This is a genomic window from Streptomyces sp. NPDC048106, from assembly GCF_040706415.1.
Taxonomy (GTDB): Bacteria; Actinomycetota; Actinomycetes; order Streptomycetales; family Streptomycetaceae; genus Streptomyces.
Map to the genome: position 1 here is coordinate 79,765 of NZ_JBEZND010000034.1, position 23,132 is coordinate 102,896.

14 protein-coding genes and 2 pseudogenes are annotated in these 23,132 nt (G+C 70.8%); 9 read left to right on the top strand and 7 right to left on the bottom strand.

Annotated features, from left to right (window positions below):
* Nucleotides 1–20: 20 nt before the first annotated feature.
* The 5 genes from AB0927_RS29065 to AB0927_RS29085 form a co-directional block, all read right to left on the bottom strand.
* Nucleotides 21–545, bottom strand: a complete 525-nt coding sequence (locus AB0927_RS29065) for a phage tail protein (RefSeq protein WP_366670713.1) — start codon at nucleotides 543–545, stop codon at nucleotides 21–23.
* A gap of 34 nt (nucleotides 546–579) precedes the next feature.
* Nucleotides 580–2,445: a phage tail sheath C-terminal domain-containing protein gene (locus AB0927_RS29070; RefSeq protein WP_366670714.1), complete on the bottom strand. Its 1,866-nt coding sequence runs from the start codon at nucleotides 2,443–2,445 to the stop codon at nucleotides 580–582.
* 459 nt (nucleotides 2,446–2,904) lie between these two features.
* A complete protein-coding gene (locus tag AB0927_RS29075) occupies nucleotides 2,905–3,507 on the bottom strand; it encodes a nitroreductase family protein (protein ID WP_366670715.1) in 603 nt (200 codons plus the stop codon).
* Nucleotides 3,508–3,598: 91 nt separating this feature from the next.
* Complete coding sequence (locus tag AB0927_RS29080) at nucleotides 3,599–4,924, bottom strand: TetR/AcrR family transcriptional regulator (RefSeq protein WP_366670716.1); 1,326 nt, start codon at nucleotides 4,922–4,924, stop codon at nucleotides 3,599–3,601.
* Between the two features lie 44 nt (nucleotides 4,925–4,968).
* On the bottom strand, nucleotides 4,969–6,117 hold the full coding sequence (locus AB0927_RS29085; RefSeq protein WP_366670717.1) for an acyl-CoA dehydrogenase family protein: 1,149 nt from the start codon (nucleotides 6,115–6,117) through the stop codon (nucleotides 4,969–4,971).
* A gap of 284 nt (nucleotides 6,118–6,401) precedes the next feature.
* Here AB0927_RS29085 and icmF point away from each other — a divergent pair, with 284 nt between their 5' ends.
* From icmF to AB0927_RS29120, 7 genes and pseudogenes are all read left to right on the top strand, one after another.
* Entirely contained in the window at nucleotides 6,402–9,632 is a 3,231-nt protein-coding gene (gene icmF, locus AB0927_RS29090; RefSeq protein WP_366670718.1) for a fused isobutyryl-CoA mutase/GTPase IcmF, read from the top strand.
* Between the two features lie 212 nt (nucleotides 9,633–9,844).
* Nucleotides 9,845–10,798 (top strand): annotated as a pseudogene (locus AB0927_RS29095) (ISAzo13 family transposase); the annotation flags it as partial.
* A 554-nt stretch (nucleotides 10,799–11,352) separates the two neighbouring features.
* The gene (locus tag AB0927_RS29100; RefSeq protein ID WP_366670719.1) at nucleotides 11,353–12,036 is read left to right on the top strand and encodes a hypothetical protein; all 684 of its coding nucleotides are present in this window, start codon (nucleotides 11,353–11,355) and stop codon (nucleotides 12,034–12,036) included.
* A gap of 675 nt (nucleotides 12,037–12,711) precedes the next feature.
* The gene (locus AB0927_RS29105; protein ID WP_366670720.1) at nucleotides 12,712–12,984 is read left to right on the top strand and encodes a hypothetical protein; all 273 of its coding nucleotides are present in this window, start codon (nucleotides 12,712–12,714) and stop codon (nucleotides 12,982–12,984) included.
* Between the two features lie 490 nt (nucleotides 12,985–13,474).
* Complete coding sequence (locus AB0927_RS29110; protein ID WP_366670721.1) at nucleotides 13,475–13,687, top strand: hypothetical protein; 213 nt, start codon at nucleotides 13,475–13,477, stop codon at nucleotides 13,685–13,687.
* Nucleotides 13,688–13,992: 305 nt separating this feature from the next.
* Nucleotides 13,993–14,280: a hypothetical protein gene (locus AB0927_RS29115; protein ID WP_366670722.1), complete on the top strand. Its 288-nt coding sequence runs from the start codon at nucleotides 13,993–13,995 to the stop codon at nucleotides 14,278–14,280.
* Between the two features lie 222 nt (nucleotides 14,281–14,502).
* Nucleotides 14,503–15,678 (top strand): PP2C family protein-serine/threonine phosphatase, encoded by a 1,176-nt coding sequence (locus tag AB0927_RS29120; protein WP_366670733.1) that lies wholly within the window; start codon nucleotides 14,503–14,505, stop codon nucleotides 15,676–15,678.
* 460 nt (nucleotides 15,679–16,138) lie between these two features.
* Here the strand turns inward: AB0927_RS29120 and AB0927_RS29125 are convergent.
* Together AB0927_RS29125 and AB0927_RS29130 are read right to left on the bottom strand one after the other, a co-directional pair.
* A pseudogene (locus AB0927_RS29125) lies at nucleotides 16,139–17,150 on the bottom strand (transposase); the annotation flags it as partial.
* A 575-nt stretch (nucleotides 17,151–17,725) separates the two neighbouring features.
* The gene (locus AB0927_RS29130; protein WP_366670723.1) at nucleotides 17,726–19,318 is read right to left on the bottom strand and encodes a choice-of-anchor A family protein; all 1,593 of its coding nucleotides are present in this window, start codon (nucleotides 19,316–19,318) and stop codon (nucleotides 17,726–17,728) included.
* Between the two features lie 398 nt (nucleotides 19,319–19,716).
* Between AB0927_RS29130 and AB0927_RS29135 the strand changes: the two genes are divergently transcribed.
* Both AB0927_RS29135 and AB0927_RS29140 read left to right on the top strand, forming a co-directional pair.
* Nucleotides 19,717–19,932: a hypothetical protein gene (locus tag AB0927_RS29135; protein WP_366670724.1), complete on the top strand. Its 216-nt coding sequence runs from the start codon at nucleotides 19,717–19,719 to the stop codon at nucleotides 19,930–19,932.
* Between the two features lie 180 nt (nucleotides 19,933–20,112).
* On the top strand, nucleotides 20,113–22,425 hold the full coding sequence (locus AB0927_RS29140) for an Ig-like domain repeat protein (protein WP_366670725.1): 2,313 nt from the start codon (nucleotides 20,113–20,115) through the stop codon (nucleotides 22,423–22,425).
* Nucleotides 22,426–23,132 lie beyond the last annotated feature (707 nt).

The following is a 23,132-nucleotide window of genomic DNA, read 5'->3' on the forward strand; positions in this document are numbered from 1 at the left end:
TCACCTCACCGCGCGTCGCGTCAGGCCGGGTTGACGAAGGAGGGCTCCTCCGGCTCGGGCACCTCGTAGTCCCGCTCCCAGCCCTCGCACTCGAGCTTCAGGGACTGGATGGCCACCGCGTTGGCGTTGGCGTCCATTTCGCCGAGGACCTGGTACTCGCTGGGCCAGGTCCGGTACAGCTTGTGCGAGACGGCGACCTGGCCGGCCTCGTTGAGGACCTGGATGACGATGTCCTTGCGGAAGTCGGCGAGGGAGACCTCCGCGCCGAGGCCCGCGCCCACCTGCCACACCTTGTTGGCCCAGCGGTCGAACTCGGGGTCGTGCGTGACGCCGCGCTCCAGCGTGATGCCGTCGAACTCGGAGCGCCCCGGCGACTTGCGCGGGGAGCTGGGGTCGCCGCCGTGGCGGTGCTTGACGACCTCGGTGGTGCGCTTGAGCGGGCTGATCTTGCTGATGCCGGCGACCGTGCGACCGTCCCACAGGACCAGGAACTTGAAGTTCTTGTAGGGGTCGAAACGATGGGCGTTGACGGTGAACTCTGCCATCGGATTCCTTCAGCTCTCCAGAATTCCCGCGGGTCTACAGCTCGAACTGGCCGGACGTCTGCTGGATCCTCACGATCACGAACTCGGCGGGGCGGACCGGCGCGATGCCGACCAGGACGTTCACGATGCCGTTCGCGATGTCCTCGTCGGTGGTGGTGTCGCGGTCGCACTTGACGAAGTACGCCTCGCGCGGGGTGCCGCCCTTGAAGGCGCCCTGCCGGAAGAGGGTGTTCAGGTACGAGGAGGCGGCGAGCCTGATCTGCTGCCACAGGTTCTCGTCGTTGGGCTCGAACACCACCCATTGCAGGCCGCGTTGGAGGCTTTCCTCGACGTGCAGGGCGAGCCGGCGTACCGGCACGTACTTCCACTCGCTGTCGAGGGCGTCGGTGCCCTCCAGGGTGCGGGCGCCCCAGACGGTCGGACCCGTCAGCGGGAAGGTGCGCAGGCAGTTGACGCCGAGCGGGTTGAGCAGTCCGGTCTCCCGGTCGGTCAGGTCGACGGTGAGGGAGTGCACGCCCGCGAGCCGTGCCTCGGTGCCGGCCGGGGCCTTCCACACGCCGCGCTCGGAGTCGGTGCGCGCGATGACGCCCGCGACCGCGCCGGAGGGCGGGAAGGCGCGCAGCCGTCCGGTGAGCGGGTCGGTGAGCTGGAGGTGCGGGAAGTACAGGCCCGCGTGGTTGCCGCGGACGGCGTCGAAGGCGGCGACGCCGGCGCGCGCGCTGTCCACGCCGACCCAGGCGCAGGGGGCGTCCACGAGCAGGAAGATCCGCCGCTCCTCGCACAGGCGCTGGGCGGCCGAGACGACCGTGAGGGCGTCCTCGGTCTTCTCGTAGGCGGCGAGTTCGGGCAGCACCAGGAGGTTGACGTCGGCGGCCTGGCGCAGCGCCTGGATGCCGGTCTTGTCGGCCTCGGAGCCGATCAGGTCGCGGGGGCCGGGCGCCTCGCCGTCCTCGCCGCCCGCCAGGGGGAGGACGGGCGGGTTGACGGAGGCCTCCAGGCCGAGGTCGTTGGCGCACTCGCCGAGGAAGCGGACGACGTCCTCGGGGTCGGTGGAGCCGGCGACCACCTGGATGCGGCGGCCGAAGACGGTGACCTCGGTGCCGGCGAAGGCGTGCTTGCCGGGGGCGTCGGGCAGCGCGCGCAGCTTGCGTTCGAGCAGCAGCGCCAACTCGGCGACGGAGCAGGGGGCCTCGCCGTCGGTGTCGGGGTCGTAGAGGGTGAATTCGCGCTCCACGTCGCCGATCTTGACGGTGAGGTCGACGGCGAGGTCGGGCAGCCGGTGGCCGAACGGCTTGGAGACGGTGCCGGACGGGTCGGGGCGGCCCTCGCCGACCGCGTCGACGCGGATCAGCCGGGAGCCGGCGTTGACGATGGCGGGGGCGTAGCGTCCGCTGGCGGCGTCCATGGACAGGCCGGTGAAGCTCTCGCGGGCCGCGCCCCGGGCGTCGTGGACGCGCAGGTTGAAGGTGTCGTCGGGGTGCGGCGTGTCCTGGTCGACGGCGACGCGCAGGCCGTTGCCCCACAGGCCGGGTTCCCTGGCGTGCACCGCCAGGACGTCGCTGTCGCTGTGCCCCTCGGTGGACTTGAGGGTGACGTGGGCGGCCTTTCCGCTGCCCGCCCTGGTGACGCGGACGACGACGGCGACGGTGCCGCCGTTGCCGAAGAACTGGTGGACCGCGTAGCCGACCGCGCTGTGTGCGCTGAGGCCGCCGAAACGGCGTTCGAACTCCGCGAAGCTGGTGACGCGCACCGGCTCGTTGAGCGGGCCGCGGCGGGTGTGGCCGACGAAGGCGGTCACCGACGTGGTCAAGGTCGAGATGGTGCGGGTGCTGCTGGGAAGCTCTTCGACGTAGACGCCGGGATACGTCGGCTTGGCGGCGCTCACCGCGCTCATCGGCATTCCCCCTCCTGTCCCTGTCTCGGACACCGGACAAAGGCACCAAGAGGCAGGCGGCAAAGAGACAGGTTCCGGTTCGGCGCGGCAGACGACCTCACGCAACCGGCCGGTCAACGCTGGACGTGCACCCGCATCAGATTCCCCCGCCAATGCCCGGGCGGCGGTCGGCCGGCCAGGCCAAGCAATGCTTGTGACTCCTGATGCTCGTAGACGAATCCACTGTGAGGCAGGGCGAGTTGACGCAGCAAGGCGCCTTCCGGCCACCCAAAAGAAAGGTTTTGTGAAGGTAAATTACTGGTATTCTCGCATCCCGCCCGCATGTCATCGACAGCGAGAACAAAGGATCTTCACAGGAAATGCCGGGGAAATATGACGGGCCCGTTTCCGCGCGTTCGGAACTCCCTGCATCAGCACGAGAATTCGGGCCTCGTACACATTCCTTGGTGGCGGATTCCTCCGGGCTCAGCCGTGCCGCCCCCAGTTTCCCCGGTGCACGACCTCGATCGCGTCCCGGCGCTGCTGTTCGACGCGGGGGCTCTGCGGGGGCAGGTCGGTGGCGCGGTAGCCGATGGTGAGGGCGCCGATGGGGTCGTACTCGTCGGGGACGCCGAACTCCTCGCGGAACGGCTGGATGTGTTCGGGCATGATGCCGAAGAAGCAGGCGCCGAGGCCCTCGTCGACGGCGGTCAGCAGCATGAGCAGGGAGGCCATGCCGGTGTCGATGTACCAGTACGGTGCGGGCCAGCGGGCCTCTGAGCGGTCCTCCCAGCCCTTGCCCGGCTGGGCGTAGCGGTCCAGGTAGGCCTCTTTGTGGGCCAGCGGCACCACGACGAGCGGGGCGTCCTGCATGGTCGGCGTCTTCTCGACCCGGACGGGCACGAAGGGCCAGAAGCGGGCGCGGTCCGCGGGCTCGGTCAGGGCGAGGAAGGCCCAGCCCTGGGAGAAGCCGGCCGAAGGGGCGCGCAGGGCGGAGGCGAGGATCCGCTCCACCACCTCGGGCGCCAGCGGCTTGTCGGAGTAGTGCCTGACCATGCGCCTGCGGCGGATCACCTCGGAGAATTCCATGGCGGCAGATCCTGCCACGAGCCTGACGCCGGGCCCGCTCGGGTCCGGCCACCGGCCGGCTCCCCGTGGCAGTGACCGCAGCCCGGAGACGTCACTCCGTCAACGGACCGGCCTCCAACTCCAGCAGCTCGCACCCCAGTTCGTGCAGGGCTCGGTCTATCCCGGGGCGGGTGGCGAGCCGGGGGGTGCGGGCCACGTCGTTGACGACGGTGAGGACGGTCTGCACCCGGACGCGTGCCTCGGGCGGCGTCATCGCCGGGTGGACCGCGTGCAGCAGTTGCAGCCACTCCGCGATGTAGTCCCGCTGGAACTGCCGGGTGCGCAGCCGGTCCGCCTCCTGGAGGTGCTCGGCCTCGGTGGCGATCACCGTCACCAGGTGCCGGGAGACCAGCGCGTTGCGGGTGTAGCACCACACCAGGCGGCGCAGCGCTCCGGTGTGGTCCGGCGCCGAGGCGAGCACCTCGGCCAGGTCGACCCACAACCGCTCGACGCCGCGGTGCACGGCGGTGGCGAGGAGTTCGTGCTTGCTGGCGAAGTGGTGGTAGATGCTCTGCCCGGCGATCCCTACGGCCGCGCCGGTGTCCTCCAGGCTGACCGAGGCGTAGCCGCGCTCGGCGAACAGTTCGGTCGCGGCGGCGAGCAGGGCCTCCCGCCGGGAGCGGTGCCGCAGCGTGCCCCGGGGGGCGCCGAGCCGGGGTTCACCGAGCGGGGGCGGGGTGGCCGTGGCGACGCGGTGCATCAGCCGCGCTACGAGGTCCGGCGTCGTCAGTGCCACGCGCTGGTAGGCGAGGCTGGCCGCCACGCCGAGCGTCGCCCAGGACAGCAGCTCGGTGTGGGCGGGATCCAGCCCCGGCCGGGCGGCGGTGAGCTGTCCGGCGAGGGCGCGCCGGGCCGCGTGCAACCGCCGGGCGAGTTCCGCGTACTGCTCGGCGGGCAGATGCCGGGCCTCGCGCTGCCAGAGCACCCCCAGCTCGCGCCGGGCCAGGGCGGAAGCGGCGAAGTCCTGTACAAAGACGTCGAGTTGGCCGGGCCCGGCGGGGTACAGACCGGCCAGACAGGAGTCGAGGGCCTCGGCGACGACGGCGTGCAGCAGCTCCTGCTTGCCGCCGAAGTGCCGGTACAGGGCCGACGGGCCGATGCCCACGGCCGCCGCGATGTCACTCATCGCCGCGTTGGCGTAGCCGTCGCGGGAGAACAGCTCCCGGGCGGCGGCGATGATCAGCTCCCGGCGGTTGCGCGGGCGCGTGGCCCGCGCGAGCGGGGCGACCGGCTCCGCACCGGAGCCCGCCGCCTCCGCACGGACCGCGGGGACGCCCGCCTCCGCACGGACCGCGGGGACGCCCGCCTCCGCACAGACCTCGGGGACGCCCGCCCCCGCGCGGACGCCCGGCGTCTCCGTCCCGACCTCGACCCTCACCGTCTCCTCCTGGCAGGCGACCGGGCTCCTCCTGGACCGGCGTCCTAGCCGAGTTCCAGCGAACGGCCGATGATCTCCTTCATGATCTCGGTCGTGCCCGCGTAGATCCGGCTCACCCTACTGTCCTGCCAGGCCCGCGCGATCGGGTACTCCAGCATGTAGCCGTACCCGCCGTGCAGCTGGACGCAGGCGTCCATGACCCGGCCCTGGAGCTCGGTGCACCACCACTTGGCCTTGGCCGCGTCGACGACCGTCAACTCGCCCGAGTTCAGGGCCAGTACGCAGCGGTCGAGGTAGTGCTGGGCCACCTCGATCTCGGTGGACAGCTCGGCGAGCCGGTGCCGGATCACCTGGAGGGAGCCGATCGGCTTGCCGAACGCCTTGCGCTCGCGCACGTACTCGACGGTCCACTCGAAGGCCGCCGTCGCCTGGGCCAGACCGGCGATCGCGACCGACATCCGCTCCTGGGCGAGGTTGCGCGTCAGGGCGAAGAAGCCCTCGCCCTCCTCGCCGAGCAGGTTGGCCGCCGGCACCCTGGCGCCGGTGAAGACCAGTTCGGCGGTGTCCTGGGCGTGCAGGCCGACCTTCTCCAGCTTGCGGCCTCGCTCGAAGCCCGGGGTGCCGCGCTCCACGACGATCAGGCTGAGCCCGCGGTGCGGGTGCTCGCCCGTGCGCACGGCGACGACGACCAGGTCCGCGTTGATGCCGTTGGTGATGAACGTCTTCGCGCCGTCGATGACGTAGTGGTCGCCGTCGCGTACGGCCTTGGTGCGGATGCCGGACAGGTCGGAACCGGTGCCGGGCTCGGTCATGGCGACCGCGGTGATCAGCTCGCCGGAGGCGATGCCGGGCAGCCAGCGCGCCTTCTGCTCGTCGTTGGTCTGGTCGAGGAAGTAGGGCAGACACACGTCCGCGTGCAGCGTGGGGCCGAGGATCGCCGGGATGGCCCCCACCCGCGCGCCCTCCTCGTGCAGGATCGTGTTGTAGCGGAAGTCCTGGATCCCCGCGCCGCCGAACTCCTCGGGCACCGCGATGCCGAGCGCGCCGAGGGCACCCAGACCGGTGAACAGCTCACGGGGCACGATGCCCGCCTTGTCCCAGTCCGCGTAGTGCGGCACGACGTGCTTGGCGATGAAGGCCCGCACGCTCTCGCGGTAGTCCTCGTGCTCGGCTTCGAAAAGGGTTCGCTTCATGATCATCTTTCTTGGAGGGATCGTGAACCGCGGCGGTGCCGTCGTGCGACCGAATGCGCCAGCGGAGACTACTCGGGATTCACTTGAGGCGAAAGTAGGGGCGTGGCGGCGGGTGGAGCAGGGCGGAGCGACGCGTCGCGCCCGACCCGCACACTGATCCCGGTTCACAAAGCCACGTCGGCCACTGTGCCCCTGGTCACATCCGGTCCGACTACTGCGTTTTACTAGGACGTCCTACTATTTATCTGATCGGCGTCCCCTCGACCTGCCCCGGAAGGCCCCCGATGAGCGAACTGCACTCCCCCGTGCACCCCGTCCGCCTGGTCACCGCATCCGCCCTGTTCGACGGGCACGACGCGTCGATCAACATCATGCGGCGGATCTTCCAGTCCCAGGGTGCCGAAGTGATCCACCTCGGGCACAACCGATCGGTGCAGGAGGTCGTGAACGCGGCGCTGGAGGAGGACGCGCACGGTGTGGCCGTCTCCTCGTACCAGGGCGGCCATGTCGAGTACTTCGAGTACCTGGTCGAGTCGCTGCGCGAGCGAGGCGCGGAGCACATCCGGGTGGTCGGCGGCGGGGGCGGGGTGATCGTGCCCGAGGAGATCACCCGGCTGCGCACGCACGGGGTGACCATCTTCTCGCCCGAGGACGGACAGCGGATGGGCCTCGCCGGGATGATCAACTCGGTGGTGCGCGACTGCGACTTCGACCTGTGGGAGGGCAAGCCCGCCGACGTGGAGGCGGTGCTCGCGGGCGACCGGTTCGCCACCGCCCGCGCCATCACGGGCGCCGAACTCGGCAAGCTGCCGCCGGAGTTCCTCGCCCGCCTGCGGGCCGCCGCGGCCGGACGGGTGGTTCCGGTGCTCGGCATCACGGGCACCGGCGGCTCCGGCAAGTCCTCGCTGACCGACGAGCTGGTGCGCCGCTTCCGGGTGGACCAGCAGGACAAGCTGCGCATCGCGGTGATCGCGGTCGACCCGACCCGCCGGCGCGGCGGCGGCGCGCTGCTCGGCGACCGGATCCGGATGAACTCCCTGGACGGGAACCGGGTGTTCTTCCGCAGCCTGGCCACACGCGGCAGCCACGAGCTGCCCGAACACCTCACCGACGTGATCGACGTGGTCAAGGCCGCCGGGTACGACCTGGTGATCGTGGAGACCCCGGGCATCGGCCAGGGCGACGCGGCGATCGTGCCGTTCGTCGACACCTCCCTGTACGTGATGACGCCGGAGTTCGGCGCCGCGTCCCAGTTGGAGAAGATCGACATGCTCGACTTCGCCGACGTGGTCGCGGTCAACAAGTTCGAGCGGCGCGGCGCCAAGGACGCGCTGCGCGACGTGAGCCGCCAACTGGTGCGCAACCGCGAGGCGTTCGACAAGAAGCCCGAGGACATGCCGGTGTACGGCACCTCGGCCGCCACGTTCCACGACGACGGGGTCACCGCGCTCTTCCAGCACCTGAAGTCGGCCCTGGACGAGAAGGGACTGCGGCTGACGGAGGGCACCCTCGCGCCGGTGGCCGTGCGCCACTCCTCCGGCATCCGCCAGGTGGTGCCCGCCGACCGGGTGCGCTACCTCGCCGAGATCACCGAGACGGTCTGCGCGTACCACGCCGAGACCGAGGCGCTCGCCGAGGCGGCCCGGCGGGTGCAGCGCCTCGACGCGGTCATGGGCGAACTCGCCGCGGCCGGTTCCACCGCGGACAACGTGGCGGCGCTGCTCACGGACGCCCGCAGGCAGCTCCCGCACGAGGTCACCGAGCAGATCGAGAACTGGCCCGCCGTCGTGGCGTCGTACTCCGGCGACGAGCAGGTCGTGCGGATCCGCGACCGGGAGATCCGCACCAAGCTGACCCGCGAGTCGCTGTCGGGCAACAAGGTGCCCCGGGTGGCGCTGCCCCGGTTCACCGACCACGGTGAGCTGGTGCGGTTCTGGCGGCGGGAGAACCTGCCCGGCTACTTCCCGTTCACCGCCGGGGTGTTCCCCTTCAAGCGCGACGGCGAGGACCCGGCGCGGATGTTCGCCGGCGAGGGCGACCCGTTCCGCACCAACCGGCGCTTCAAGCTGCTCTCGGAGGGGCAGCCCGCCACCCGGCTGTCCACCGCCTTCGACTCGGTCACCCTCTACGGCCGTGACCCCGGCGAGCGCCCCGACATCTACGGCAAGGTCGGCACCTCCGGCGTCTCGGTCGCGAACCTGGACGACATGAAGGCGCTGTACGACGGCTTCGACCTGATCGCGCCGACGACCTCGGTCTCGATGACGATCAACGGCCCGGCGCCCACCGTGCTGGCGTTCTTCCTCAACACCGCGATCGACCAGCAGATAGAGCGGTTCCGCGCCGCCGAGGGCCGCGACCCCTCGGCCGAGGAGGCGGAGCGGCTGCGCGCCAACGCGCTGGCGAGCGTGCGGGGCACGGTGCAGGCCGACATCCTCAAGGAGGACCAGGGCCAGAACACCTGCCTGTTCTCCACCGAGTTCTCGCTGCGGATGATGGCCGACATCCAGGAGTGGTTCATCGCGCACAAGGTGCGCAACTTCTACTCGGTGTCCATCTCCGGCTACCACATCGCGGAGGCGGGCGCGAACCCGATCAGCCAGCTGGCCTTCACCCTCGCCAACGGCTTCACCTACGTGGAGGCGTACCTGGCGCGCGGCATGGACGTGGACGACTTCGCGCCGAACCTGTCGTTCTTCTTCTCCAACGGCATGGACCCCGAGTACTCGGTGCTCGGCCGCGTGGCCCGCCGCATCTGGGCGGTCGCGATGAAGCGGAAGTACGGCGCCAACGAGCGTTCCCAGAAGCTCAAGTACCACGTGCAGACCTCGGGCCGCTCCCTGCACGCCCAGGAGATGGACTTCAACGACATCCGCACCACGTTGCAGGCGCTCATCGCCATCTACGACAACTGCAACAGCCTGCACACCAACGCGTACGACGAGGCGGTCACCACCCCGACCGAGGAATCGGTCCGCCGGGCCCTGGCCATCCAGCTGATCATCAACCGGGAGTGGGGCCTCGCGATGAACGAGAACCCGCTCCAGGGGTCGTACGTCATCGACGAGCTGACCGACCTGGTCGAGGAGGCGGTGCTGCTGGAGTTCGAGCGGATCAGCGAGCGCGGGGGCGTGCTCGGCGCGATGGAGACCGGTTACCAGCGCGGCCGTATCCAGGACGAGTCGATGCTCTACGAGCAGCGCAAGCACGACGGTTCGCTGCCGATCATCGGTGTCAACACCTTCCGCAATCCGCACGCGGAGAGTGCCGAGCCGGGCGCCATCGAGCTGGCCCGGGCCACCGAGGAGGAGAAGCGCTCCCAGCTGGAGCGGGTGCGGGACTTCCAGTCCCGGCACCAGCAGGAGGCGCACGCCGCGCTGGCCGCCCTCAAGGCGGCGGCGGTCGGCGGCGACAACGTCTTCGCGGTGCTCATGGACGCCGCCCGGGTGTGCACCCTGGAGCAGATCACCGAGGCGTTCTTCGAGGTGGGCGGCCAGTACCGGCGCAACGTCTGACGCACCGAGCGAGGGCCTTTCTTCCGGATCAGGCCGGCTTCGGGTGACGGCACCTCGTGGCCGACACCACGACCGCCGACAAGACCCGGCAGAGAGGCCCTCGCGAACACCGGCACCGACCCCGATGACCACTGCATAAACATGCAGGGACATGCGGACGGCGGGTCGGTGGCCGGCCGAGCATAGTGAGCAGCCTTGTCACATACCCATTCCCGGTCGGCATCTACGACTTGGCAGCGAACACCGGCTGGGTCAACGTCGGCACCGACCACGACACCGCAGCGTTCGCGGTGGAATCGATCCGCCGCCGGTGGCACGGTCAGGGGCCATGCCGCCTACCCGCAGGCGACACGGCTGCTGATCACTGCCGACGCGGGCGGCTCCAACAACTACCGCACCCGGGCCTGGAAACTGGAACTGGCCCGTCTCGCCGCCCAGACCGGCCTGACCATCACCGTCTGCCACCTGCCGCCCGGCACATCGAAGTGGAACAAGATCGAGCACCGGCTCTTCTCGCACATCACCATGAACTGGCGCGGCCGCCCGCTGACCAGCCACGAAGTCATCGTCCAGTCCATCGCCGCGACCACCACCCGCATCGGACCGCACGTCACGGCCCGACTGGACACCGGAACCTGTCCGACCGGAGTCGCCATCAGCGACGCGGGATGGCAGCGCTGCCGCTGACCCGCCATGCCTTCCACGGCGAGCGGAACTACGTCCTGCACCCCCAGTCGGCCCCGGCAGTCCCGGCGGCCGGAGCCCCGCAGCCGCCGATGCCGACGCCGACATGGGACCGGGCTCAGCTGACCGATCCCGCAATGACCGGACTGTCCCCGCACCAACTGGACGAGCTGACTCGGGCCCTGGCCTTGGACGGTGATACCGGACGCGGCCGTCCGCCCCGGCTCTCTTTCTCCGACCAGGTCCTCGCCACCGTGCTTCACCTGCGCGTCAACCTGGCAGCGGAGCCCCTCGCCATCTTGTTCGGCAGCAGCCGCTCGGCCATGCACCGCACCCTGCTGAAGATCAGGAAACTGCTCGACGCCCACGACATCGGCGTCCTACCGGCGACCACGTCGCCTGTCGCCCTCGCCACCCTCCAGGCACAGGTCATCGCCCTCATCAGCGAACCCAACGACAAGATCAAGACGATGTGTCAATGATCTGCAAGCCCGTAGGCACGCCGAGGGTTTCGGCAGGCCAGACGACGTGGTCGCCGCGCCGGGCGCCCCCGCCCAGGGCCGATAAGGACTCGGCACGGTGTCTCACCAGGCGGCCCGGCGGAACTTCTCAAGCCGGCATCCCGGCCGGGGCGCCGCTTCACCGGTGGGCCGGGCAGGCGGAAGTCGGCCCCGCCGTCGGCTCGTTGATGGTTGACCGGCATCGTCGGAGAGCGGTGGTTCCGGCAAGGGGTACGCCGTGCCGGGTGCGCCAGGTCTCCGCCGTCCGCTTCCCGGCCGCGGCAGCACACGGATCCCGGTTCGTCGTGGCCGACGGCTGGACAGGTCAGGGACCCGCGCATACGGGCAGGGGGCGCGGCGGAGGCGTTCGGCCCTCGGAACGCCCACCGTCCGAGCGACGATCCCCCGGCTCGCGGCGCGCTTCGGCGGTCGGGGTGGTATCGGCATGCTGTGATCGGCCCGAGTCCGGGCACGGGCGGCGGCCAAGTTACCCGAGGCGTCGTCGGTCCGGTCGACTTCCCGCACTGGAGGTGCTGTTGAAGAGCCGCGTATGTTCCCTCGGAGCCGCCGGTCTGCCGGCGGTGACGGCCGCTCTGATCGCGGCGGCCGTCACGCAGGCGGTCCCGGCCCGGGCCGCGACGGCACCGCTCGGCGCGGTCGCCCGGCCCGTGTGCCACCACTACAGCCACTGCTCGGCCAAGCCCGGCCCGCCAGGTCCCCCCGGGCTGCCCGGGCCCGCCGGTCCGCAGGGCGCTCCCGGCCCGGCCGGGCCTCCCGGTGAGACGGGCCCCGCCGGGCCGCGGGGCGAGACCGGGCCCGAGGGCCCCACGGGCCCTGCGGGCCCCGACGGACCGCAGGGCCCCGAAGGACCCCAGGGCCCCATGGGACCGCAGGGCGAGACCGGGCCCGCCGGGCCGGACGGCCCCGAGGGCCTGCCCGGCCTGCCCGGCCCCCAAGGGCTCCCCGGGCCCAGCGCACCGCTGTACCGGTTCACCCAGTTCACTGTTCCGCCCGGCGGCTCGGCCACCGGCCAGGTGCTCTGTCCTGCCGGCACCTCTCCCGCCGGGGGCGGGATTCACCTGCTCACCGAAAGCGGCGCTGCGAATTTCCTATACCAGGGCGACCGCCCGATCGACAACGGCTGGGAGTTTCTGGCGAGCAGCACGGCCACGGACCCGCTGGCCGTGGAGATCTCGGTCGTCTGCCTTCGGGTCGAGTGACGCCCACCGGCTGACGCTTCCGACGCGCCACCCGCCGCCCGGAGCGGGCGAACCCCGCGGCGCGACGGCTCCTGCCGGTCCGCCCGTCGAGCGCCCGCCGGCGAGGGCCGGTCACCGGGTCTTGGTTTCTGTGCCGCGTTCCCGGACCGCCGCCGTCGCCGGGCGGCCCTGCCGCTCCTCGGCACACGACTCCTCACAGCGCCCGGTGGCGGGGCGCGTCACACTCCGGCCCGTTCCCACGCCCCGTTTCCTCCTCCTCCCCGAGGTGAGACCTTGAAACGCTCCGCATCCCCCCTCCGGCACGCCGTTCTGCCCGCCGTGGCCCTGATCGGCGCCCTCTCGACGTCCCCCGCCCAGGCATCACCCCTGTCCATGGCCGGCGGCCACTGCAAGCAGCACTGCCAGGGCATCCCCGGCCCCCCAGGACCGCAGGGCCCGGTCGGGCCTACCGGGCCTGACGGTCCCCCGGGCAATCAGGGCCCCACCGGCGCCGAGGGACCCGCCGGTCCCACGGGCGACACCGGACCGGCAGGACCCGCCGGGCCAGAGGGCGAGAGGGGCGAACCCGGCCCCATGGGCCCGGCAGGCCCGCAGGGCGAGACGGGGCCCCCTGGCCCGATGGGCGAGACGGGCCCTCAGGGCCCGACAGGGGAACAGGGGCCGTCCGGACCCACCGTGTCCCCCGTCACGGCCACCGCGGACAACTACATTCCCGTCGGGTCACAGGACCCCACCACGTTCTACACGGGGGCGACGTGTCCCGCCGGTACGGTGCTCACCGATGGCGGCACCTATGTCACAAGCGGCGCCGGACCCGCAGTGCACGTGAGCGCCGGATTCTCGGAGAACCCCCCGAACATCAGATGGCTGGGCTCCGTCCATTCGGACGTGCCGGCGACCACGCCCATCACCTTCACGGTGTACGCCCGCTGCATCCCGGTCTCCTGAGCCGCTTCGACCGCCTCCGCCCGTCACTCCACGAGGAGAACCCGTGACACGCCCCCTTCGACGCATGTACCGCGGTGGCCTGACAACCGCGGCGGCGGTCCTGGTCACCGCGCTGGCCGGGCCTCAGGCCCACGCCGGTCCCACGCCCCCGAACACCGGCTGCGACTACGGCTGCGAGTCCGGACGGCCCGGCCCTCCGGGGCCTCCCGGACCCCAAGGACCCACGGGCCCGGCCGGGCCCCAGGGACCCGACGGCCCGACCGGCGCCGACGGCCCTGCGGGGTCCAAGGGCGAGACAGGACCACCCGGACCACAGGGCCCCGCAGGCGCCCAGGGCCTGCCCGGGCCGATCGGTCCCGCTGGGCCCACCGGGCCTCTCGGAGAGGCTGGGCCCGCCGGGGCGCGCGGATCTGAGGGACCGGCAGGGCCGACGGGCCCGCAGGGACCGACGGGTCTGCCGACCTACACCTTCAGAGGGAGCTCCGGCGTCGTGCTGGTCGCGCCAGGCGAGGAGAGCACGGTCACGGCCCACTGCCCGGCCGGAACAGCGGTGACCGGGGGAGGGCCCAGTGCCTCCAGGATGCGGATCCTCACCAGCGCCCCGGACCCGAGCGTGAACGGCTGGACGGTCACGGTCTACAACCAGCTCTCCATTCCCCTCGGCTTCAACACCTACAACCTGTGCATCCCGGTCAACGCGTGATCCCACGGTTCGACGCCGCCGCCCTCTCGGCCAGCGTTCGGTGAGGCGCCCCGCTCAGGCAGGCCGGCCGAAACGGACAAATGCGGCGCAGGAGCGGACTTCGACGACGACGCACGGCGCGGTCATGGTCGCCCGCCCCGAGTGTTGGCCCGAGCGGCTGTGCGGGGGCCGCCCCTGTGAAGTGGCGGTCCCCGTCCTCACCTTCCCGCAGCCAGTGCTGTGACCGTGAATCTTCACCGGGTTGGGCCGTAACGATGGCTCCCTGCGCCGTACAGTCGGTGAACTGAAGGAGCAGGGGAATCCCGGTGCGCGAAAAAGACAGCAACGCTGATGGCCTCGGCCAGCGGGCCGTGGCCATCAGGTGGATACAGGTCGTGCTGTTCGGGGTCGTTGTCCTGCTGGTCGGATTCCGTATCTGGGAGCGGGAGCACGGCGGCGGTTCGAGCTCGATCGTGTTCGGGCTGATGGCCGCATCGGCGCTGTCCAGGCGAATGACGCAGCTGGTTCGGGTTCATGGGGCACCACGCTGCCGCTTGGTCGTCCCGGAGCTCCGGGCCAATCGGCCGTCTGGGTCGGCGATCACCACCCCGTAGCAGCCAAGATCAGCTGCGGTCGTGAGGTCTGTAGGCGGTGTTGTGGATGAGGCGGGCGCGGGACTCATCGGCGGGTCATCAGCTTGTCCGTCCCGGGGAGGGAATGGTTGCACCGTCTGTGGCGGGACCGGTGGGCCCGCGGCCCGGAACGGTGTGAGAGTGGAGCTGACGGAGTGAGGTGATGTCGTGACGGACGGACCCGACCATGCGGCGGCCCCCGGCATGGACGAGCAACTGCTGGAGAGGATGCTCGCCGACGTCCACGCGATCGCCCCCTACCAGCTGCCCGGACTGGTGAACCGCTGCGCCCGGGCGATGGGGCTGACCGGCGCGGCCATCTACCTCATCGATCTGCAGCAGCGCATCCTGGTCCCGCTCGACGAGCAGGACGCCCGGCTGCCGGTGGACGACAGCATGGCCGGATGGGCCTACCGCACCGTCTCGGTGCGGATCGAGGAGGACCAGGGCGATCTGGTCGTCTGGGTGCCCCTCGTCGACGGAGCGGAACGCCTCGGCGTGCTGGGCATGCGGTCGGGGTCGATGGACGCCGGGCGGCTGCGCCGCTGCCGGCTGCTGGCCCACACGCTCTCGATGGTGGTCACCACCAAGCGGACCTACAGCGACTGGTTCGTGGCCCGCACCCGTACCCGCACCATGCACGCGCGTACCGAGATGCTGCGCGCCTTCCTGCCGCCCCGAAGTATCGGCACCACGTCGGTGATCTCCACCGGGGTGCTGGAGCCGGCCTATGACCTGGGCGGAGACGCCTTCGACCACTCGTTGACCCGCAATGTCCTGCACGCAGGCATCTTCGACTCCATGGGCCACAACCTGGCCTCCGGCCTGACGACGGCGGTGGCGTTGGCATGCTGCCGCAACGCGCGCCGCTCCCGCGCCGACCTGCCCGAGATGGTCGAGACCGTCGACCGGGCCCTCGCCCAGTGGCTCCCCGACCAGTTCTGCACCGGCGTCGTGTGCCAACTGGACGCCGACACCGGTGTGCTGCGCTGGAGCAACTGCGGCCATCCCGCTCCCCTGCTGATCCGCGGCCAGCGTGTCCTGGACAAGGCGCTGGACAGTCCCCCGGAGCCGCCCATGGGTCTGCGTGCCTTGCTCGGCCCCGGAGTCGCCCGCGCGGTGCACGAGACGGCCCTGGAGCCCGGCGACCGGGTGCTGCTGTACACGGACGGCGTCATCGAGGCCCGGCGGGGCGGCGACGAGTTCGGTCTCGACCGGTTCGCCGACTTCATCATCCGTTCCGCCGCCGGCGGCCAGCGGCCCGCGGAGATCCTGCGGCTGCTCATCCACGACATCCTCGACCACCACAACAACAAGCTGACCGACGACGCCACCATCCTGCTGATCGAGTGGCAGCCCAAGCCCACCTCCCCCGGCTGAGACGGAGCCGCGAAAAAGACCAGACGCGGCAGTCGGCGAGCCATCTCGTCTGAGTCCGAGAAGTCGAAGTTCCAGGCAGGGTCCAGCTGCGGGTAGCAGATGGTGCGCATGTCTTCGCCCTCCAGGTCGCTGCCGGCGGCTGCGGCGGCTTGGACTATGGGCAGTTTCGCCAGGGCGTCAGGATCAGCGACGACGCGCTCGAAGACTTCACGGCCCTGAGCGACATCAGGTCCCACAGCGCCTGCTCCGCAGTAATGATCTCCTCGACCGGCCGGGGGGCCAGCAGCGAGGTCGCTTCGCGCGCGCGACCGCGTCGCTGTCGTGTGGGGTGATCGCCCGGTCGCGGGCCTCCGCGATGAGCTCCCAGAACTGCTCCTTGTTCATGGCGGGGAGCATGCCATCTCGTACTGACAGAAGGAGTTCTCGACCCTTGGAGATCAGGCTGCTGCCTTCCCCGCCGCTGGCCGAGCATCCGGTTGAAGAGGTTGCGCAGGGCGGCCGCGTGCCAGTCTCCGTGGACATCGCGTCGGCGACGGTAGTGGGCCTTGGCTCCGGGTTGAGCCGGTCGTTCTTCACTCGCCGTCGGATGATGCTCGACTTCTTGCCGGCAGCCCTGGTGATCGGCGAGGCGTCGGCATAAGCCTTCAGACCACGGGTGTCTGCGAACCGGCTTCGGTCATCGCCGATCTCGGCCAGCACCCAACCCGGGCGCCGAGTTGGACGCCAAGGCCGGGGAAGCTGAGGGTGACCTCCGCGTCCGGGTGCTGAGGGAAAGCCTCTTCCACCGCCCTCGCGAGGTCGTCGGCGGCCGTGCAGGCGGCGTCGAGCTGTATGAGGAGGGCGAGCATCCGCTTGCCGAGCTCGTCCTCGACCAACGGCGGCTGGTGGGCACACTCTGCCCGGAACACCTCGCGGAGTCGGTCGGCCTCAGCCTCGATGCCCCGCTTGCGGCCGGCCCGCTTGAGCGCGGCCTGAATCTGTGTGCGGCTCAGCCGCGCGGCCTGGGAAGGCGTCGGGGCGAGCTTGAGCAGCTCTCGCGCCTCGGGGCGGCAGAGGCCGTTCTGCCAGGTGGCGAAGGCCTCCAGGGCGGACGGGTAGTACTCGCGCAGAAGAGACCGGAGCTGATTGGAGTTCTGCTGCCGGTTCCAGGTGGCGTCCTGCTGAGCCCGGGCGAGGACGGCGATCGCCCGGGCCAGGCCGCTGTCCTGGGGCAGGGGCCAGTGGGCGTGCATGTCGGTGCGCAGGATGTTGGCCAGGACCAGGGCGTCGCCCGGGTCTGACTTCTTGCGGGAGACGGAGTAGCGGTCGCGATGGCGGGCGGCGGCCATCGGGTTGATCGCGAAGACCTGCCGCTTGCCGGTCCGCAGCACCGCGACCAGCAGGCCGCGGGAGGTCTCGATCGCGATCGGGATCGGGGCTTCCTCCGTGTCGCCATGCTCGACGAGCAGGTCCATCAGTAGCTGGTAACCGGCAGCATGCACTGGTCACGAGCGCATGCGGGCCACGCAGCGACCTAATTCCAGGACTCAGCCGCCGGGGCTGGTCCGACACCTCATCAGCCGTGTTCGTGCCACCAGCTCACCTCACGGGCCTCGGTCTACTTGGGAGCTGGAACCGGCTCGGTTGTATCAAGAGGTCACCGTGCGGGGGGCTCGCACCACCAACTCCAACGAGGGATCAAGTCGATGGTTGTTGACGGGCCTGCGGCCGTAGGCGCTGCCAGTCTTCGAAGAGGCATCGTTGCCCGGTCCTGACAAGGCATCCACCAGCAGGCGACAGGCCCGCCAACGTCTGGTGGTGGCGGTTGTGAGGACGCCGAGCGCTGCCGCTCTCTGGGGAGGTCTCGTATCGACCAAGTCGCGTGAAGACTTCCGCTCGACGCCCACACAACCGCCACCACCACAAGCACCAGGACGTACACCGGTCTATCCGGAGCTTTTCATCAGCCGGAGTGGCAGCAGATGTCACGGTCCTCGTGCTCGAACAGACCCAGCAGAACCACCTTGGCGGTGGATGGTGCTGGATCCGCTGGCAACGAATCAGGTGTTCAGTTCCTCCTCGTGCCCCGTGTTTCGCCGAGTGGTCTCGGAGGCCGGCCGGCGGCGCCGTAGGAGACGGCTTGGGGGTTGTGGGTCGGGAGCTCCGGCTTCGGCTTGCCCGGCTTGGGTGGGCACGGCCCCGGCGGATTCGGGGTGCCCGGACCCGGCGGGTACGGGTTGCCCGGACCCGGCGGATACGGGTTGCCCGGACCCGGCGGATACGGGTTGCCCGGCCCCGGCGGGTACGGGTTTGGCCCGGGGATTCTGGTGTCCTCGCGGGTGACCGCGACGTGCTGCCCGTCGGTGTCCAGCACGACGGTGATCACGCCGGGGTCGGAGAGTTCGTAGCCGTCGGGCGCCGAGACCTCCTGCCAGTAGTACGTGCCGGTCGGGAGGTCGGCGGCGGAGCAGACGCCGCTGGCCGGGGTGGTGCAGCGGGAGCCGACCGTGGTGTCCGGGTTGGCACCGGTGGTCTGGAGGCCCGCGACGCCATTGGTCTCGCGCCACAGCTGGAAGACGGCTCCGGCCAGGCGATGCCCGGTGTCGGCGTCGACCTTCGTGACGCTGGTGGACGCGGTGGGGCCCTCGCTGCCCGGCGGCTCGCCGCAGTCCGGGAGGTCACCGATGAAGGGATAGCTGTGGAACTCGGTGCCCTCGCCCCCGGTACCTCCCGACGAGTGTGTCAGTGATCCGGTGGTGAAGAACCTCCCGTTCACGCCGGGCTTGTTCACGAGGGCGGAACTGTCCGGGTTGCCGACCAGCACACTGCCCTGGAAGTGCCCGAGGCCGGTGAGCGTGACGGACGACGCCTTCGGGAAGTTCCACAGCATGTGATCGCGCATCTGGGCCCACGGGTAGTCGGGGTCGTGACTCCCGCTCCAGGTGTTGATCGTGCGTGCGCCACTGCCCGCCACGTTGACGAGCACCGTCGCGTTCCTGGGGATGTCCGCGAAGGCGAGTTCCTGGATGCCGCCCCCGGGGGCAGTGAGGTTGAAGTCGACGTTGAAAACCTGTAGCGCCGAGGTGCCGTCCCCCCTGAACAGGGTCCGGTACCCCAGGTTGACCACCGTTCCGGTGGCCGGGCGGGGCGTGCCGATCCCGGCGTAGCACTCGCTCGCCTCCTGCAACTCGCGCCGCAGCGGGGTGTACGCGGCGACCGCCTGGTCGTCCTGGATGACCGTTCCGGCGATGTTTCCCGAGGCCGTTCCGGCGTGGCGTACGACACCGCCGTAGGCGATGAGTCTCTGCCCGGGGGCGACAGTGACGTCGCCGCCCGTGGCGAGGAAGTCGGCTCCCTCCGGCGGAGGTACCCGCGAGCCGACGCCGGCGATGCCGACGTTGTAGACGTTGGTGCCGCCGGACTTGTTCATGTCGAAGTTGCCGAGGGTCACCACGCGTCCCTCGGCCTCCGCGGCCGTGCCTCTGAGGTGGAAGTCGCCGCCGACGAAAATGTTGACGTTGGCGTCACGGCCTGCGATGGGACCGTTGTTGACGGGCGGGAAGGTCTCCGGACACTGATCACCGAGACACGGTCCCAGACCGCCCGGGAGAGTGGCGGCCTGCGCCGCCGGCGCCGCGACCAGCGACAATCCGAGAGGCACGAGCGTCAAGGCCACGGCAGAGCTTACGACCCTGCCGAGCCGTCGTTTCCAGGGGACGGCCGCATCCGCGACGTACTGGCTGGATTTCATCCGAGTCCACTCCAACGGGAGAAAAATGGAGGGTTTGAGTGTTCATGCGCAGAACACCCAGATCGCCGTGACGCGCGGGGCGCTGTCTGATCGCCTTCACAATCCACCCTCCCGGGCTGACGCCTGTTCTGGTGGCGCGCGGCTGCGGCGACGCCGGACGGGAGCCTCGGTCGGTCTGGGCGAAGACCGTCAGCCGGGTCCGTTCGGCGGTCAAGTCACTTTGGGGCGGGGAGGCATGGGTGTTCCGGCGGTCCCACACCAGCGTGATCGGCGCCTTGACGAGCTGATGAGTGCCGTCGATCAGCACCATGACGTCGCGCTCGTCCATGCCGCGGCACCCGCCCGCGCCAGTCCTCGCCCGAGGCATGGGTGCGCGGTGGCACAGCCGGGTACGCGAGCTGGGCCGCACGGCGATCAGTCCGGCCACGGGCAGGCGTCCCGAGCCCCGCCGGCTCACCGTCACCAGTGAGGTCCAGGCCGCGCCGGCCCGGTGGGCCTCCACGCGGGAGTCGTACGAAGGCTGAACCTGCCCATCTTCCCGCTGTTGTGCTTGGTGTCCGTAGGGGCGGTGGCCAAGCAGCGGTATGGCGGGCCTCCGACCGGGGGCTCTCGGGTTGCGGTCCGGGGTGTCGTCCGGCAGGGGCCGTGGGCAGCCCGTAGACACGGGGATCGTGAAAGCTTCTTCGTATCCCATGGGGTCACAGTTGGGGGACCGTGCGCGCGCCGCCCTGACGGCCGTGCTGGCCACGCTGGTCGCCGCACTCTGCCTGACCGGGCTCGCCGCCCCGCCCGCGAGCGCGCAGCCGTCGCCGCCGACCGACATCGCCTTCGCGTGGGGCCGTAACCAGTACGGGCAGTTGGGGGACGGAACCACCGCCGACAGCAGTACGCCGGTCGGGGTGCACCTGCCCGTCGGCACCCGGGCCACCGCCATCGCCGCCGGCGGCTACCACGGTCTGGCGCTGACGTCCGACGGCCACGTCCTCGCCTGGGGGCGGAACAGCTTCGGGGAGCTGGGGGACGGCACCACCACCAGCAGCAGCACACCGGTCGAGGTGCGCCTTCCCATGGGCACCCACGTCACAGCCATCGCCGCCGGCATCAACCACAGCCTGGCGCTGACATCCGACGGCCGGGTCCTGGCCTGGGGTGAGAACCTCTACGGGCAGTTGGGGGACGGCACCACCGACAATCGCAGCACGCCGGTCGAGGCGCACCTCCCCGCCGGTACCCGGGCCACCGCCATCGCCGGCAGCACGGGCGGCTTCTACAGCCTGGCGGCGACGTCCGACGGCCGTGTTTTCGCCTGGGGCATCAACAACTCCGGGCAGCTGGGAGACGGCACCGACACCAACCGCAGCACCCCGGTCGAGGTGCACCTTCCCCCCGGCGTCCACGCCACCACCGTCGCCGCGGGTGGCGCCCACAGCCTGGCGTTGGCCTCCGACGGCCGCGTCCTCGCCTGGGGCTTCAACGCCAACGGGCAGCTGGGGAACGGCACCACCACCAACAGCAGCACCCCGGTCGAGACGGACCTCCCCCCTGGCGTCCAGGTCACCGCCATCGCCGCCGGCGGCTACCACAGTCTGGCGCTGACGTCCGACGGCCACGTCCTCGCCTGGGGGCGGAACGTCCTGGGGCAGGTGGGGGACGGCACCACCACCAACCGCAGCACCCCGGTCGAGACGGACCTGCCCCCCGGCGTCCACGCCACCGCCGTCGCCGGAGGCTTCTCCCACAGTCTGGCGCTGACGTCCGACGGCCGCGTCCTCGCCTGGGGCGGCAACGAGTTCGGACAGTTGGGCGACGGCACCGACACCAACCACAGCTCACCGGTCCAGGCGGACCTTCCCGCCGGTATCCACGCCACCGCCGTCTCCGGCGGCTACGAGTACAGCCTGGCGCTGGCCGTACGGGCGGCGAGCACGACCACGCTGACGGCGTCCCCGACCACGGCCGCCCCCGGCCAGCCGGTCACCCTGACCGCACACGTCACCTGCAACACGGCCACCGCCACCGGTGAGGTCGTCTTCCGCGACGGCGACACCCCGATCGGCACCGGCACGCTCGGTCCCGATGGCGATGCCGCCCTCACCACCACCAGCCTCGCCCTGGGCGCGCACCAGATCACCGCCCACTACCAGGGCAGCGCCGACTGCCCGGCCTCGGTCTCCGAGCCCGTCGTCGTGGTCATCGAGCAGGTACCGCAGCCGTCCCTCGGTCTGACCAAGGCGGTGGAGTCCACCGGACCGTTCCAGATCGGCGACACGGTCCAGTACAGGTACACCGTCACCAACACGGGCAACACCGCTCTGCACAACGTGACCGTCACCGACGACCTCGTCCCCACGGTCACCTGCGACACGGCCACCCTGACCCCCGGTGACAGCACGACCTGCCATGGCGGCCACACCATCACCGAAGCCGACATCACCCCCTGCCAGCCCGCCACCGGCGGCTGCCTCCTCACCAACCTGGCACAGGCCACGGCCGTTGAGCCCAGCGGCCTGGAGGTCGCCAGCGAGCAGGCCACCGCCACCATCACCGTCCAGCAACAGCAGCCGACCACCGAACTCACCCTGGCCAAGCGGGTCGTCTCACGCGGCCCGTTCAAGGTCGGGGACACGGTCGAGTACGCGTACACGGTCACCAACACCGGCGACGCCACCCTGCACAACGTGACCGTGACCGACGACCTCGTCCCCACGGTCACCTGCGACACGACCAGCCTGGCCCCGGGGGCGAGCACCACCTGCCACGGCACCTACACGATCACCACGACCCACCTCGCCCCCTGCAAGAAGACCGCCAAGGACGGCGGCTACGGCAACGGCGTGTGCTGCCAGGTCACCAACACCGCCCACGCCACCGCGACCGGCCCCGGCGGCAACCGGGTCACCAGCAACCAGGCCACCGCCACCATCCAGGTGACCGCCGGCAAGCACGATGACTGCTGCAAGCAGCACGGCGGCCACGGCAACGGCTACGGAAAGGCGAAGACCTCCGCCGAGTCCTGACCCCCAGCCCCACCGTGAACCCCGCTCCGGAACCCCTCGGAGCGGGGTTCTCCCTCAGGGGCTGCCGCCCGAAAAGCGGCGGTGCACTGCCGAGCTGACTGACCCCATATTCGGTCACCGATCCGGGCACGCCGGGCTCCTCGCGTCATCCGACTGGCGGTAGGGCAATAACGGGGTAACACCTGACCAGCTGCCTACACTGACGACGGCACCCTGTTCACACTGGACCCGGCACACCCCGATCGGAAGCCCGTGGGGACGACGACACCGGCCGGCTTACCGGCCAGGTCGCCGTGGCCGCGCGGGCTCGTCAGGTGCCGCACGCGGGGACGAACAATGCCGACGGCTATGCGAATCCAAGTGCCTCCCCAGGTGGTGTATCGCGCGCGCGGCACCGTTCAGCGGCTCGCCGGTCGCCCCGCGCGCGGCTTCCGCTCGTTCTCGCAAAGGGAGATACGACGCGGCGGCTGATGCGCCGGGACGACCGGCAAGGTGTGGTGGCTGCCGTTCGCGTCGAGGTACGGCTCGAAGGGCGGGTTGGTCGCGCAGTCCCGATCGCGGACTTCCCCGCGGTGCGGGCCAGGGTCAGGGGCGGACTCGGACATGGAGGCGAGCCTAGGGGGTGTCCGGCGGATCTTGGCGCAGACGCGGGGTCCGGCACGCCGATCTGCGGCGTTGTCGTCGGTCGCCGACGCCCGCGTCGACTC